At 64.5% G+C, this 13148-nt stretch carries 14 protein-coding genes; 6 read left to right on the top strand and 8 right to left on the bottom strand.

Going from position 1 to position 13148, the window contains the following annotated elements:
* Positions 1-29: 29 nt before the first annotated feature.
* From J1M86_RS25400 to J1M86_RS25425, 6 genes are read right to left on the bottom strand one after another with little or no spacing between them, the layout of a single operon-like run.
* Entirely contained in the window at positions 30-698 is a 669-nt protein-coding gene (locus J1M86_RS25400) for a TetR/AcrR family transcriptional regulator (RefSeq protein WP_206511848.1), read from the bottom strand.
* A 31-nt stretch (positions 699-729) separates the two neighbouring features.
* Positions 730-1893 (bottom strand): acyl-CoA dehydrogenase family protein, encoded by a 1164-nt coding sequence (locus J1M86_RS25405; protein ID WP_206511849.1) that lies wholly within the window; start codon positions 1891-1893, stop codon positions 730-732.
* A complete protein-coding gene (locus tag J1M86_RS25410) occupies positions 1890-2903 on the bottom strand; it encodes an acyl-CoA dehydrogenase family protein (protein ID WP_206511850.1) in 1014 nt (337 codons plus the stop codon). Before J1M86_RS25410 ends, J1M86_RS25405 begins: the two co-directional genes overlap by 4 nt.
* Complete coding sequence (locus J1M86_RS25415) at positions 2900-4039, bottom strand: acyl-CoA dehydrogenase family protein (RefSeq protein WP_075837604.1); 1140 nt, start codon at positions 4037-4039, stop codon at positions 2900-2902. The genes J1M86_RS25410 and J1M86_RS25415 overlap by 4 nt, the downstream gene beginning before the upstream one ends.
* Before the next feature lie 6 nt (positions 4040-4045).
* On the bottom strand, positions 4046-4939 hold the full coding sequence (locus J1M86_RS25420; protein ID WP_206511851.1) for an enoyl-CoA hydratase: 894 nt from the start codon (positions 4937-4939) through the stop codon (positions 4046-4048).
* Positions 4936-6492, bottom strand: a complete 1557-nt coding sequence (locus tag J1M86_RS25425) for a FadD3 family acyl-CoA ligase (protein ID WP_206511852.1) — start codon at positions 6490-6492, stop codon at positions 4936-4938. The genes J1M86_RS25420 and J1M86_RS25425 overlap by 4 nt, the downstream gene beginning before the upstream one ends.
* 46 nt (positions 6493-6538) lie before the next feature.
* Between J1M86_RS25425 and J1M86_RS25430 the strand changes: the two genes are divergently transcribed.
* A complete protein-coding gene (locus J1M86_RS25430) occupies positions 6539-7726 on the top strand; it encodes an acyl-CoA dehydrogenase family protein (protein ID WP_206511853.1) in 1188 nt (395 codons plus the stop codon).
* Entirely contained in the window at positions 7723-8565 is an 843-nt protein-coding gene (locus J1M86_RS25435) for an SDR family oxidoreductase (RefSeq protein WP_206511854.1), read from the top strand. Before J1M86_RS25430 ends, J1M86_RS25435 begins: the two co-directional genes overlap by 4 nt.
* Before the next feature lie 4 nt (positions 8566-8569).
* Here the strand turns inward: J1M86_RS25435 and J1M86_RS25440 are convergent, their stop codons facing one another.
* Positions 8570-9478, bottom strand: coding sequence for an SDR family oxidoreductase (locus tag J1M86_RS25440; RefSeq protein WP_206511855.1), 909 nt, complete (start codon positions 9476-9478; stop codon positions 8570-8572).
* Positions 9475-10263, bottom strand: a complete 789-nt coding sequence (locus tag J1M86_RS25445) for an SDR family oxidoreductase (RefSeq protein ID WP_206511856.1) — start codon at positions 10261-10263, stop codon at positions 9475-9477. The genes J1M86_RS25440 and J1M86_RS25445 overlap by 4 nt, the downstream gene beginning before the upstream one ends.
* A gap of 110 nt (positions 10264-10373) precedes the next feature.
* Between J1M86_RS25445 and J1M86_RS25450 the strand changes: the two genes are divergently transcribed.
* The 4 genes from J1M86_RS25450 to J1M86_RS25465 all read left to right on the top strand — a co-directional run.
* Entirely contained in the window at positions 10374-11165 is a 792-nt protein-coding gene (locus J1M86_RS25450) for an enoyl-CoA hydratase family protein (RefSeq protein ID WP_206511857.1), read from the top strand.
* Positions 11162-12028: a CoA transferase subunit A gene (locus tag J1M86_RS25455; RefSeq protein ID WP_206511858.1), complete on the top strand. Its 867-nt coding sequence runs from the start codon at positions 11162-11164 to the stop codon at positions 12026-12028. The genes J1M86_RS25450 and J1M86_RS25455 overlap by 4 nt, the downstream gene beginning before the upstream one ends.
* On the top strand, positions 12025-12777 hold the full coding sequence (locus J1M86_RS25460) for a CoA-transferase subunit beta (protein WP_206511859.1): 753 nt from the start codon (positions 12025-12027) through the stop codon (positions 12775-12777). Before J1M86_RS25455 ends, J1M86_RS25460 begins: the two co-directional genes overlap by 4 nt.
* Before the next feature lie 2 nt (positions 12778-12779).
* The coding region (locus J1M86_RS25465; protein ID WP_206511866.1) for a nitronate monooxygenase family protein at positions 12780-13148 on the top strand (369 nt) is incomplete at its 3' end.

Here is a 13148-nt window from a genome sequence, read left to right on the forward strand (position 1 = left end):
CCTCTTGTCAGAAGTGACGGAGCGCGAGCTCACGCTGGTGTTGCTCGCCGCGAGCGTGATTTCGCCGGTGTTGGCGCTTGGAGCCCCTCCATTACGAGCCGAAGGTACTGATCGGCAAGCTGCTGCGCTGAGAGCTCTCCGGACGGGGTGAACCAACGCACGGCAACCCACACGGAGTCGCGGAGGAATCGGTAGACGATCTTGGGGTCCAGATCGTCGCGGAAGACACCCTGCGCGATTCCGTCCTCGATGACCTGGACCCAAATGCGACGTATCTCGTTTTCGGTCTTGTTCAGATACGCGAAGCGAGGGAACTGTGACAGATAGTTCCGCTCGTTCTGTATGACGGTGATGGCGGCCCGGTGCGGACCGAGTGAGACGAACGCCGCGACGATCAACTCGCGCAGCGTCGCGATCGGATCTTGTTCTCGACCTACGATCTCGGTATGCGTTGCCATCAGGTTGTCGAGATAGCTCGACAGAATCTCTTCCAGGATGGTCTCCTTGGAATCGAAGTGATGGTAGAGGCTGCCGGACAAAACGCCTGCGGCATCGCCGATTTCGCGCACCGTTGTCGAGCGGAAGCCGCGCTCTGCGAACAACTCGGCGGCGATCTGAACCAGCGCTCGGCGCCGTTCGGAGCCCTGGGCGTTTTTTTCGGTCGATCGAGCCCGAGGCGATCTCGATGAAGAAGCCATGATCGAATTATCCACCTATCCTGCTCGAGCGTTAGGTTGGGGAGGGCGGATCGCCGACGGCTGTTCCTGCCGCGTGTTCGAGCGTCGTTCGGTGCACGCGTGGCCGGCCGAACAGCCCGGAGCTCGAATGCGAGCGCTTGAAGTACAACTGCATGACGTGTTCCCACGTGATGGCAATTCCGCCGTGTAGTTGAACACACTCCGCCGCAACGGATTCGAAGACCTCCGAGCAGTAGGTGTGGGCGAGCGCTGCATCTGTGTGCAGTCCATCGTGCGTGGTGGATGCCGCTGCTGCATACGCGACCGCTCTTGCTGACTGGACGAGGACGTGCAAGTCGGCCATCCGGTGTTTGAGAGCTTGGAAGCTGCCGATCGGGCGGCCGAACTGGACACGTTGGGTGGTGTACTCGACAGTGAGCTCGAGGCAGCGTGCGGCAGCACCGACTTGCTCGCCCGCCAGGAGGATCATCGCCCGGTCGAGGGCTTCGGTGAGCGCACCCTCGGCGTTCTGCACCCTCAACCTTCGGGCCTCCGCGCCGTCGAATCGGACCCGGTGCAGCGCCCTGCCCGGGTCCATCGCAGATCCGTCATCGCAGTGCACACCGGGTGATCGGGCGTCCACCTCGAAGATGCCGGCACCGTCCTCGGCCACTGTGACGACCAGGAACACGTCGGCGACCCCAGCGTCGAGAACGAAGTGGGAATCGCCCGTCAGGAGCCAGCCTGGGGTGGATGCTGCCTCGCCCTGCGGGGTGACCGCACCGGATCGGACGGCCGAAACCGCCGGGTCGGCGCCCAACCACCTGCCCTGTGCGTCCGCGGCGCACACCGACACGATCATCGCCCCTGCCGCGATCCGCGGAAGCAGCCGGTCCTTGGCATCACCGTCGTTCGCGGCGTTCAACAGTGCGGCGGCCATCCCCGATGATCCGAGAGCGGGGGAGGGCGCGAGAACTCTGCCGAGTTCTTCGGCGACGATCATGGCCTCGACCGGTCCGCCGCCTTGCCCTCCGTGGGCCTCGGGAAGCGAGATGCCTCCGGCACCGATCTGCTCGCACAGGGCTGTCCACAGATCGCGGTCGAATCCATCTGCAGACGACATGGCCGCACGCACGGCCGATGGCGGGCACTTTCTGGACAGCATCGTCCGGAGTGCATCGGCGAGCATCTGCTGATCGTCGTTCAGCACGATCACAGGACCTCCAGAATTCGCCTGCGGTGTACTGACGCGGTGCCCCAAGAAGATTGCAGAGCTCGAACCTTGGTGATCCAGAGCGACAGGTCGAACTCCGCGGTGTAACCGATCGCGCCGTGCACCTGCAGGGCGGTTCGGCTGGCGCGGTATGCGGCGTCCCCGCACGCGACCTTTGCTGCGGAGACGTCCCGGCGAGCAATATCCGGGTGCGCCGCGAGAGAAAGTGCGGCGTTGTACAGAAGCGGCGCGGCGAGCTCGAGCTCGACCATCACGTCGGCGAGTTGATGCTTGATCGCCTGATAGGACCCGATGGGCCGCCCGAACTGCTGGCGAACCTTGGCATAGTCCACTGTCCGGGTCAGCAGCGACCGGCCGGCGCCGAGAAGCTGCGCGGCGCACCCAAGTGTGGCGCGCAACTCCGCCTCCCGCACCCCCTCCTGGACCGCCGCGTCAGCGCCCGTGACAGCTGTACCGGGTTCGACAATGCCGAGAGTGCGTGACGGATCGACCGATCGGTGCGTTCCAGTAACTGTTGCCGTCGACATCGCGCCTTCCCTGACCAGAAGTGAAAGACCGGCCACGTGTGGGTCCAGCACGTAGGGGGCGTGCGGCTCGATGGCGACCGTTGCGACGAGATCACCGGAGGCGAGGCCGGTGAGCCACTCCTCCGTGAGCCCCTGCCCGGTGCAGTCGTTGCCCGTGCGGTTCGTCCACCCGAGGAGGGCGGGTGCCGCTGCGATCGATTCGACGACGGGTCCGGGTACACCCCATTTGCCCATTCGTTCGAGGGCGACCACCAGGTCCAATGGTTCGGCGTCGAGACCGCCGAACTCTGCATCGATCAGCAGACCCGTGACTCCGATGTCTCCCAGCGACTTCCACAGTGTCCGAGTCGGTTCGACGTCACCTGCGGCCAGGGCGCGGCTGATTCCGGGAACGTCCGCGGCGGCCAGCATCGCGTCGATGCTGGCCCCGAAGTCCAGTCGAGAGGTGTCGAGTGCAAATCTCATCGATCTCCTTTGGGGAGGCCGAGGAGCCGCTCGGCGATCACGTTGCGTTGAATTTCGTTGGTACCGGCATAGATCGGGCCCGATAGTGAGAAAAGGTACCCGTCGGTCCACCGGCCGGAGAGTTCGGCGCCGCTGCCGAGTACATCCAGCGCAGTCTCGTGCAGCGCCACATCCAATTCGGACCAGAACACCTTGGTCACCGACGATTCCGCACCGAGGGAACCGCCCTCGGTCAACCGGGTCACGGTGCCGTAGGTGTGCAACCGGTACGACTGTGCCCCGATCCACGCGTCCACCACGCGGTCACCCAGTGCTGTGTCGGACGGGTCGCAGTGTTCTCTGAACAGCGTGACGAGTTCGGCCGCGGCAGTGACGAATCTGCCGGGGCTACGAAGTGACATACCGCGTTCGTTGCTCGACGTACTCATCGCGACTTTCCACCCTTCGTCGGGCGGACCGATCACGTCGTGGTCGGGGACGAATACTCCTTCGAGAAAGATTTCGGCAAATCCCGGTTCGCCGTCGAGCTGTGCGATCGGGCGCACCGTGACACCCTCCGCGTCGAGCGGGAACATGAAGTACGTCAAGCCGCGATGGCGCTCGGCTTCAGGGTCGGATCGGAACAACCCGAAGGCGCAGTCGGCGAAGCTGGCTCGTGAGCTCCAGGTCTTTTGGCCGTCGAGGATCCACCCCCCGTCGGTGCGGCGGGCGGAGGATTTGATCCCGGCGAGGTCGCTGCCCGCCTCGGGTTCGGACCATGCCTGGGCCCAGATGTCATCGGCCTGCGCCATGCGGGGGAGTATTCGCCGACGCTGTTCTTCCGTTCCGTGTGCGAACAGCGTCGGTGCCAGCAGAAAGATCCCGTTCTGGCTCACCCGTGCGGGAGCGCCGGCGGCGTAGTACTCCTCCTCGAAGACCACCCACTCCAACATGGACGCATCGCGACCCCCGAGCTCACGCGGCCACGAGACCGCGGAGTATCTGTGCTCGGCGAGTACGCGTTCCCATTGTCGATGAGCTTCGAATCCTGCCGCGGTGTCGAAGGAGGGCAGGGGATCGCTCGGTACGTTCGCGCGAAGAAAATCGCGAGCCTCGTCGCGGAACGTCACGGTCGATGCATCGAGATCGAGATCCATGATCGGTCAGCCCCTACCTGTGTTCGACGCCTGCTCGGCGGAGGTCTTCATCGACCGCGCATCCATTCCGCCGAGGGAATCGCTTGCCACCTCGGCGTTGTGGGAATGGGCGAAGTGGTGAAGGCCGAACACCGAGTCCATGCCGGATCTCATGCCCATCAAATCCTCGCATTGGTTGACGGCCTTCTTGGTCAAGGCCAGTCCGAAGGACGGCATGGACGCGATCTGCTCTGCCAATGCGAACGCCTCGGATTCGAGGTTCTCGCGCGGTACCACTCGATTGAGCATTCCCCAGTCCAAAGCCTCTGCAGCGGTGAACCGTTGGCCGGTGAAGAGTATCTCCTTGGCGCGCCGCGGGCCGAGCACCCAGGGGTGTGCGAAGTACTCGACGCCCGGGATGCCCATGCGCACAACTGGATCCGAGAAGAATGCGTCTTCACTGGCAACGATCATGTCGCAGACCCAGGACAGCATCAGTCCGCCGGCGATGCAGGCGCCGTGCACTACCGCGATGGTCGGTTTGGGGATCTCGCGCCACCGTCGGCACATCCCCAGGTAGACCTCCATCTCGCGCGCGAACCGTTGGTCGCCACCGGTTTTGCGTACGTGGTCCCACCACAGCACAGCCCTGTTCTCGTATTCCGCGTCCACGTCTCGGCCCGGTGTACCGATGTCGTGTCCGGCAGAGAAATGTCGGCCGTTCCCATTCAGCAGGATCACCTTGACCTCGTCGTCCTCCACGGCACGGACGAACGCGGCGTCGAGGGCATAGGTCATCACCGAGTTCTGCGCGTTCCGATATTCCGGCCGGTTCATCGTCACGACCGCGACGCTGCCACGAACCTCGTACAGCACCACGTCCGAATCTTCCGACCCGGTGCCTCCGGTCTCACTGTTCATACGAACTCCTCGCGCAGTACACGTTTCAATACCTTTCCGCCCGCGTTGCGGGGCAGTTCTTCGCGCAGTAAGACTTCTTTCGGAACTTTGAAGCCGGCGAGGCGATTGCGGCAGTGCTCGATGAGCGCGGCCGGATCGGGCGTCGAACCGGCTTTGGGAACTACGAAGGCCACGCCGACCTCCCCGAGTCGTGCGTCCGGCCGACCCACCACGGCGGCGTCGGCGACCTCGGAACATGCGAGCATCACCTGTTCGACCTCGGCGGGATAGACGTTGAACCCGCCCGAGATGAACATGTCCTTCAACCGGTCGGTGATCGTCAGGTAGCCGCGGTTGTCGAGCGAACCGATGTCGCCGGTGTGCAGCCAGCCTTCCGCGTCGATTGCCTCGCTGGTCGACTTGGGATCGTCGAGGTAACCGAGCATCACGTTCGGACCGCGGAGCAGGACCTCCCCGCGCGCTCCGATCTTCACCTCGAACCCGGCCGCGGCACGACCCGACGTGGCCGAGACGGTGGCGGCATCGTCACCCGGGCGGCACATCGTGGCTACTACCGCTTCGGTGAGGCCGTATGCCGTGAGGACCGTGTCGATGGTCAACTCCTGACGCATCTGCTCGATGAGCGTCACCGGAACCACTGCTGCGCCGGTAACTGCCAGCCGAAGTGACGACAGGTCGAATTGATCCCGTGCGGGGTGGTCGAGAATGGTCCGGTAGATCGTCGGGGCACCGGGCAGGACGGTGATCCGATGGTGGTCGACCATGCGCATCGCAGTCTCGGGGTCGTAGACGGCAAGAGGGTAGACCGTTGCGCCGACCGAGAGAGCGGCCAGAACCCCGGCTTTGAATCCGAAGCTGTGAAAGAACGGGTTGACGATCAGGTATCGGTCGTCGTGGCGCAGGCCGGTGCACTCGGCCCACGCGCGGGCCACCGACAGCGATTGTCGATGCGAGCTCATGGCGCCTTTGCTTCGGCCGGTGGTGCCCGAGGTGAACAATATGTCGCTGACGGATTCGCCGTCGAGGTCGCCGGTGCGTTGCTCGATCACCGATTGCGGTGTGCGGGCCGCCAGCGCGAGAAGGTCCACCCACGTGTAGTTGTCACTGCCGTGCAATGCTTCTGATTCGCCGCTCGCGTACGGGGGAACGGTGACCACGGCGCGTAGCGAGGCGAACTTGGACCGGTCGAGCTCCGCGGCTCGGTCGATGCCCAGAAACAACTGCGGTACGACGAGAATTCGAGCTCGGGTTCGCTCGAGAATGTCCGCTGCCTCCGCGGAGGTGTAGCGAGTGTTGATCGGCACCACTCGTCCTCCTGCATGGTGAGCGGCCAGTGCGCAGACGATCCAGTAGTGGCTATTGGGGGCCCAGACGGCGACGTTGTCTCCTGCCTCGACTCCGAGAGAGACGAACGCCCGTGCCACCTCGACGACCCGGCGGCGTAACTCGGCGAACGAGATCTGCGTTGCGCCGTCGACGATCGCCACCGTATCGCCGTAGGTTTCGGCGGCACGCGTCAACGCCTCGGGCGTCGTCTGCATCTCGTCGGTCACGTGCAACTCCTAGCTGAGCAAGGGCTTGGTTTGTTAACGTACCTGAATGGCCCGTGAAGAGGGAAGAGTCGATTACTCCGAAGATGACGACGGCGAGCGCTTTCGCATCCAGATCCGACAATGGCTGGGCGATAACCTCACCGGGCGATTTGCTGCCCTGAAAGGACTGGGCGGCCCGGGGCGAGAACACGAGGCATTCGAGGAACGGCTCGAGTGGGATCGCCATCTCGCCGCTGCCGGATGGACCTGCCTCGGTTGGCCGGTGGAATTCGGCGGCCGCGGTGCCCCGCTCTCGCACCAGGTCGTCTTTCACGAGGAGTACGCCCGCGCCGATGCCCCGGCACGGGTCGGTCACATCGGCGAGGAACTGCTCGGTCCGACACTGATCGCCTTCGGAACGCCGGAACAGCGCACACGGTTCCTGCCGGGCATCATCTCGGTCGGTGAACTGTGGTGTCAGGGCTACTCCGAGCCCGGAGCGGGTTCGGATCTGGCCGCAGTGTCGACTTCGGCAGTGCTCGACGGTGACGAGTGGGTGATCACCGGGCAGAAGATCTGGACATCGCTGGCGCACCTAGCTGACTGGGCGTTCGTAATAGCCCGCACCGAGCGAGGATCGACACGTCACGCTGGGCTGTCGTATCTGCTCGTTCCGATGAACCAGGACGCCATCACGGTCCGTCCGATCACCCAGTTGACCGGCACCTCCGAATTCAACGAGGTGTACTTCGACGGTGCGCGTACCGCCGCCGACCTGGTCGTCGGCGAACCCGGCCGGGGTTGGTCGATCGCGATGGGGACCTTGGGTTTCGAGCGGGGCGTGTCGACGCTGGGGCAGCAGGTCGGTTTTGCGCGCGAGCTGGACGGCGTCATCGCAGTTGCTCGCAGCAACGGGAGCATCGAGGATCCGCTCGTGCGCGAGAAGTTGACACGCGCGTGGATGGGATTGCGCGTGATGCGTGCCTATGCGCTGACCACGCTCGGTGGAACCGGTACCCAAGGTGAAGACTCCATCTCGAAACTGTTGTGGGCGAACTGGCACCGGGGACTGGGGGAGTTGGCGATGGATGTCGTCGGCGCACCGTCGATGTTGGCCCCCGACGGTGAACTCGACGAGTGGCAGCGCCTGTTCCTGTTCACCCGCGCCGACACCATCTACGGCGGTTCGAACGAAATCCAGCGCAACATCATCTCCGAGCGAGTGCTCGGACTCCCACGAGAGGCACGCCCATGACAGCCCGAAGCTCCGACCCTCAGCCCTCGACCACAAACTCGTCCGCGAGGACACCGCTGTCCGTCGCCCCGGCGGAGACCCCCGGTCACGGACTGCTCACCGGACGCGTCGTCGTCGTGACCGCGGCCGCGGGAACAGGCATAGGCAGTGCGACCGCGCGTCGTGCCCTCGCCGAAGGAGCCGACGTCGTCATCTCCGATGTCCACGCCCGTCGGCTCGAGGCGACACGCGAGGAGCTCGAGGCGCTCGGGTTGGGGAAGGTTTCGGCGATCACCTGCGACGTCACCGACACCGCGCAGGTCGATGCGTTGATCGCGTACGCGGTATCAACCCTCGGCCGCATCGACGTTCTGGTGAACAACGCCGGGCTCGGCGGCGAGACCCCCGTTGCAGACATGACCGACGATCAATGGTCGAGGGTCCTCGACGTGACGCTGGGCAGCACGTTTCGGTGCACGCGAGCGGCATTGAACTACTTCCGCGACGTCGAGCACGGCGGCGTCATCGTCAACAATGCGAGCGTCCTCGGCTGGCGAGCACAACACGGACAGGCGCACTACGCCGCGGCGAAAGCCGGGGTCATGGCACTGACTCGCTGCAGCGCGATCGAGGCAGCCGCCTACGGCGTCCGCATCAACGCCGTCGCCCCCAGCATCGCCAACCACGCGTTCCTGGCGAAGGTCACCTCGACCGAACTCCTCGATCGACTGGCATCCGACGAAGCCTTCGGTCGAGCCGCAGAGCCGTGGGAAATTGCCACCACCATCGCATTTCTGGCGAGTGACTACTCGACCTACCTCACCGGCGAGGTCGTCTCGGTGTCCAGTCAGCGAGCCTGACCGCTCACCGAGCTCCGTAGACCGGCACCGGAGTCTCGGCCGACGCCAGCAACTTCTCAACTGCGGCGCCGACGTCGGACGGCTCCCATCGGGATCCGTTGTCGACGGACGGGCCGTGCCGCCACCCCTGCGCCACGCCGATGACGCCCCCTTCCACTTCGAAGACTCGACCGGTGACCGCGGCCGACTGTGTGCTGCCGAGCCAGACGACGAGCGGTGAAATGTTCTCGGGCGCCATCGCATCGAAACCGTCGGCGGGCGCAGCCATGTCCTCGGCGAACGCGTTCTCGGTCATTCGGGTCCGCGCAGCGGGGGCGATGGCGTTGACCGTGACGCCGTAGCTCGCGAATTCGCTTGCCGCGACCAGCGTCAAGCCAGCGATTCCCGCCTTCGCCGCCGCGTAGTTGCCCTGACCGACACTTCCCTGCAAACCAGCACCCGAACTGGTGTTGACGATGCGTGCATCTACCGCACGACCGGCCTTGTGTTCAGCGCGCCAGTAGGCGACGGCATGACGCAGCGGGGCGAAATGTCCCTTGAGGTGGACGCGGATGACGGCGTCCCATTCGTCCTCGGCCAGATTGGCAAGCATTCGGTCACGCAGAAACCCGGCATTGTTGACCAGTACGTCCAGTGACCCGAACTCCGAAAGCGCCGTGTCGATCAGCCGCCCCGCGCCCGCCCAGTCGGCTACGTCGTCGGTGTTGGCCACCGCGCGCCCTCCCATTGCGACAATCTCGTCGACCACATCCTGCGCTGGGCCGGCGGAGGCGTTCGAACCGTCGATTGCGACACCGACATCGTTGACCACCACACTCGCCCCCTCTGCGGCGAACGCGAGCGCATGCGCACGGCCGATGCCGCGTCCTGCCCCGGTGACGACGACGACGCGGCCTTTGCACAGATCTGTCATGAACGGTTTCCTTCTCTATCGGTTGGTGTTGCGGCATCGAGGAATGCGGGACGCTCGCCGCCGCCGTGAACCGCCAGCATCGACCCGCTGACGTAGGAAGCGGCCGACGAGGCGAGGAAAACAGCGCAGGCACCGATGTCCGCCGGCGTCGCGAGTCGTCCCAGTGGAACAGTGCGTTCCACTGCAGCGACGCCGTCGGCGTCCCCGTAGTGCAGATGGCTCAGTTCCGTCGCCACCATCCCCACGGTCACCCCATTGACCCGAACTTTCGGCGCCCACTCGACGGCCAACGATGTCGTGAGGCTGTCCAATCCAGCTTTCGCGGCGCCGTATGCAGCCGTGCCGGGGGAAGGCCGGCGTGCGCTGACGCTGCTGATCATCGTGATCGAGCCGCCCTGCGGCTGTTGTTGCATAACCGCATTCGCCTCCCGAGCGACGATCAGCGGCGCCAGCAGGTTCAGCTCGACGACTTTGCGGTGGAATTCGGCGCTTGCGTCTGCGGCCATCGCGAACGGCGCACCGCCGGCATTGTTGACGACGGCGTCGAGGCGACCGTATCGGTCGACGACGTCAGCTACCAGTGCGGCGACCTGATCCTCCCTGCGCACGTCGCAGGGGAGGTACTGCGCGGTCGCATCGCCCTCGGTGATCGGTGCGTCCGCGTCACGCCGGGCGCACGCGACAACGATGTATCCAGCTCGTAGAAAAGCTCGTGACAGGCCGGCGCCGACGCCGCGCACACCGCCAGTGATCAAGGCGACCGGCGTATCTCGACCAGTGTTCACCTGTGCCTCCGCTCGAATTCGGGATCGACGAACCTCGTGAACTGGCCCGTCGACTGTGCTAACTTACCAAGCACATGCTTGCTTTGTACGGCAATAGTGAGGATTCGATCGTGCCAGTCATTTCCAGCGAGCCGGAACCCGGAATCGTCACCGTCTCCATCGACTACCCGCCGGTGAATGCACTTCCAGTCCAAGGTTGGTTCGACCTCGCCGAGGCGGTGACGAGAGCCGGCGCGAATCCGGCAACCCGGGTCGTTGTGCTGCGGGCCGAGAATCGCGGCTTCTGTGCAGGAGTCGACATCAAGGAGATCGAAAACTACTCGGGCTACGAGCATCTCATCGGTGCAAACAAGGGATGTGCCGCCGCTTTCTCGGCGGTGTACGACTGCGAAGTCCCGGTCATCGCGGCGGTACAGGGCTTCTGCCTCGGTGGAGGAATCGGACTCGTGGGAAACGCGGACGTGGTAGTTGCCTCGGACGACGCAACATTCGGCGTTCCCGAGGTCGACCGTGGGGCGCTGGGAGCTGCGACACATCTCTCTCGTCTGGTACCCCAGCACTTGATGCGCACGCTCTACTACACGGCGCGTCGGATCGACGCGAAGGCGCTCGAGCATTTCGGATCCGTATACGAAGTGGTACCGCGCGCAGAGTTGGACGAGTCCGCTCTGCGAGTAGCCCGTGATATCGCAGCGAAGGACACCCGTGTCATCCGAGCGGCCAAGGAAGCGTTGAACGGCATCGACATCCAGCCGGTGCATCGCAGCTACCGCTTCGAACAAGGCTTCACATTCGAGCTCAATCTGTCGGGTGCGGCCGACGAAGCCCGTCGTAGCTCGCTCGACAACAACTTTCGCACCAGCGAACACCAGGACCACCGAGGAAAGGGCGGCCACGCATGACGGCACCGGAGCGGCGCGACAAGACCAGCACTCTCGATGCTGTAGTAAGCGAGCTGACCGACGGTATGACCATCGGCATCGGCGGGTGGGGATCTCGGCGCAAGCCCATGGCAGCAGTGCGCGCGCTGCTGCGATCACCGCTGCGCGAGCTCACAGTCGTCTCGTACGGCGGTCCCGATATCGGACTACTCTGCGCGGCAGGGAAAGTGCGACGCGTCGTATACGGGTTCGTGTCATTGGACTCGATCCCGTACGACCCATGGTTCTCGCGTGCACGGACGACCGGATCCATCGAGGTACGCGAGGTGGACGAGGGCATGTTGAACGCAGGCCTGCAGGCGGCAGCGGCGCGTCTGCCGTTTCTGCCGATACGCGCAGGCATCGGATCCGACGTGATGACCTACTACCCGGAACTGCGCACCATCAGATCGCCCTATCCGATACCGGGGACCGACCAGTTCGAGGAGCTCGTAGCAATGCCCGCATTGACACTCGATGCTGCGTTCGTGCATCTGAACCTGGCGGACGCGAGCGGCAACGGAGTGTATCTGGGGCCGGATCCGTATTTCGACGATCTCTATCTGCGTGCCGCGACACGCCGTTATCTGACCTGCGAGAGGATCGTGCCGACAGCCGAACTCGTCGCTGCGGCACCGCCGCAAGCGATGCTGACCAATCGGATGATGGTCGATGCAGTGATCGCGGCGCCCGGAGGCGCGCACTTCACCTCGTGCGTACCGGATTACGATCGCGACGAAGCCTTCCAGAAGTCCTATGTCGCCGCCGCAGCCGATGATGCCGAATGGGCGAAATTCTACGAGAACTACGTGTCCGGGACCGACCGACAGGATGTCGACGCATGACCACCGAGCACGTGACACGTGCGGAGATCTGCGCGACCGCCTGCGCGGACCTGTTCAGCGGCGCTGGCGAGATAATGGCCAGCCCCATGGGGCTCATGCCGAGTATCGGTGCCCGACTGGCGCGGTTGACCACCGAACCCGATCTGCTGCTTTCGGACGGTGAGGCGTACCTGCTGGCCGACACCCCTGCCCTCGGGGCCTCCGCACCCATCGAAGGGTGGATTCCGTATCGCGCGGTCTTCGACGTCGTCGCCTCGGGGCGGCGTCACGTGGTGATGGGTGCCAATCAGCTCGATCGTCACGGCAATCAGAACATTTCCTGCCTCGGCAACCACGCCAAGCCGACGCGCCAGATGTTCGGCGTTCGAGGTGGGCCGGGAAACACCATCAACCACCGCACGAGCTACTGGGTTCCGCGCCACTCGACTCGGGTCTTCGTCGACGCCGTCGACATGGTGTCCGGGGTCGGTTACGACAAGGTCGAGGGAAATCCCGCGGGACGGTTTCTCGACATCCACCGAGTCGTCAGCAATCTCGCAGTGCTCGACTTCTCGGGCGCAGGCAACACGATGCGGTTGGTCTCGGTGCACCCCGGTGTGACCGCGGACGAGGTTGGTGCTGCCACCGGCTTCGAACTCGACATCTCGTCCGTGACGCAGACGCGGATTCCCGGCGAGGACGAACTGAACTTGATCCGCAATGCCATCGATCCGCGAGGACTGCGCGAGAAGGAGGTCCCGGCGAAGTGAGAATGCTCAGTACGCGTTTCACGGAACTGGTCGGCGTCGAGCACCCGATCGTGCAGACCGGAATGGGATGGGTCGCGGGGCCACGTCTCGTGGCGGCGACCTCGAACGCCGGAGGTCTCGGGATACTGGCGTCGGCGACGATGACCTACCCTGAGCTGGCCACCGCGATCGCGAAGACCAAGGCCGCCACCGACCGACCGTTCGGGGTCAACATCCGCGCCGATGCAGCCGATGCCGCAGAGCGCGTGAGTCTACTGATCCGTGAGAAGGTTCGAGTGGCGTCGTTCGCTCTGGCGCCGCGTCCCGAACTCATCGATACGTTGAAAAATGCTGGGGTGGTGGTTATTCCATCGATCGGAGCGGCCAAGCAT

Source organism: Rhodococcus sp. KRD197 (genome assembly GCF_017168235.1).
Taxonomy (GTDB): domain Bacteria; phylum Actinomycetota; class Actinomycetes; order Mycobacteriales; family Mycobacteriaceae; genus Rhodococcoides.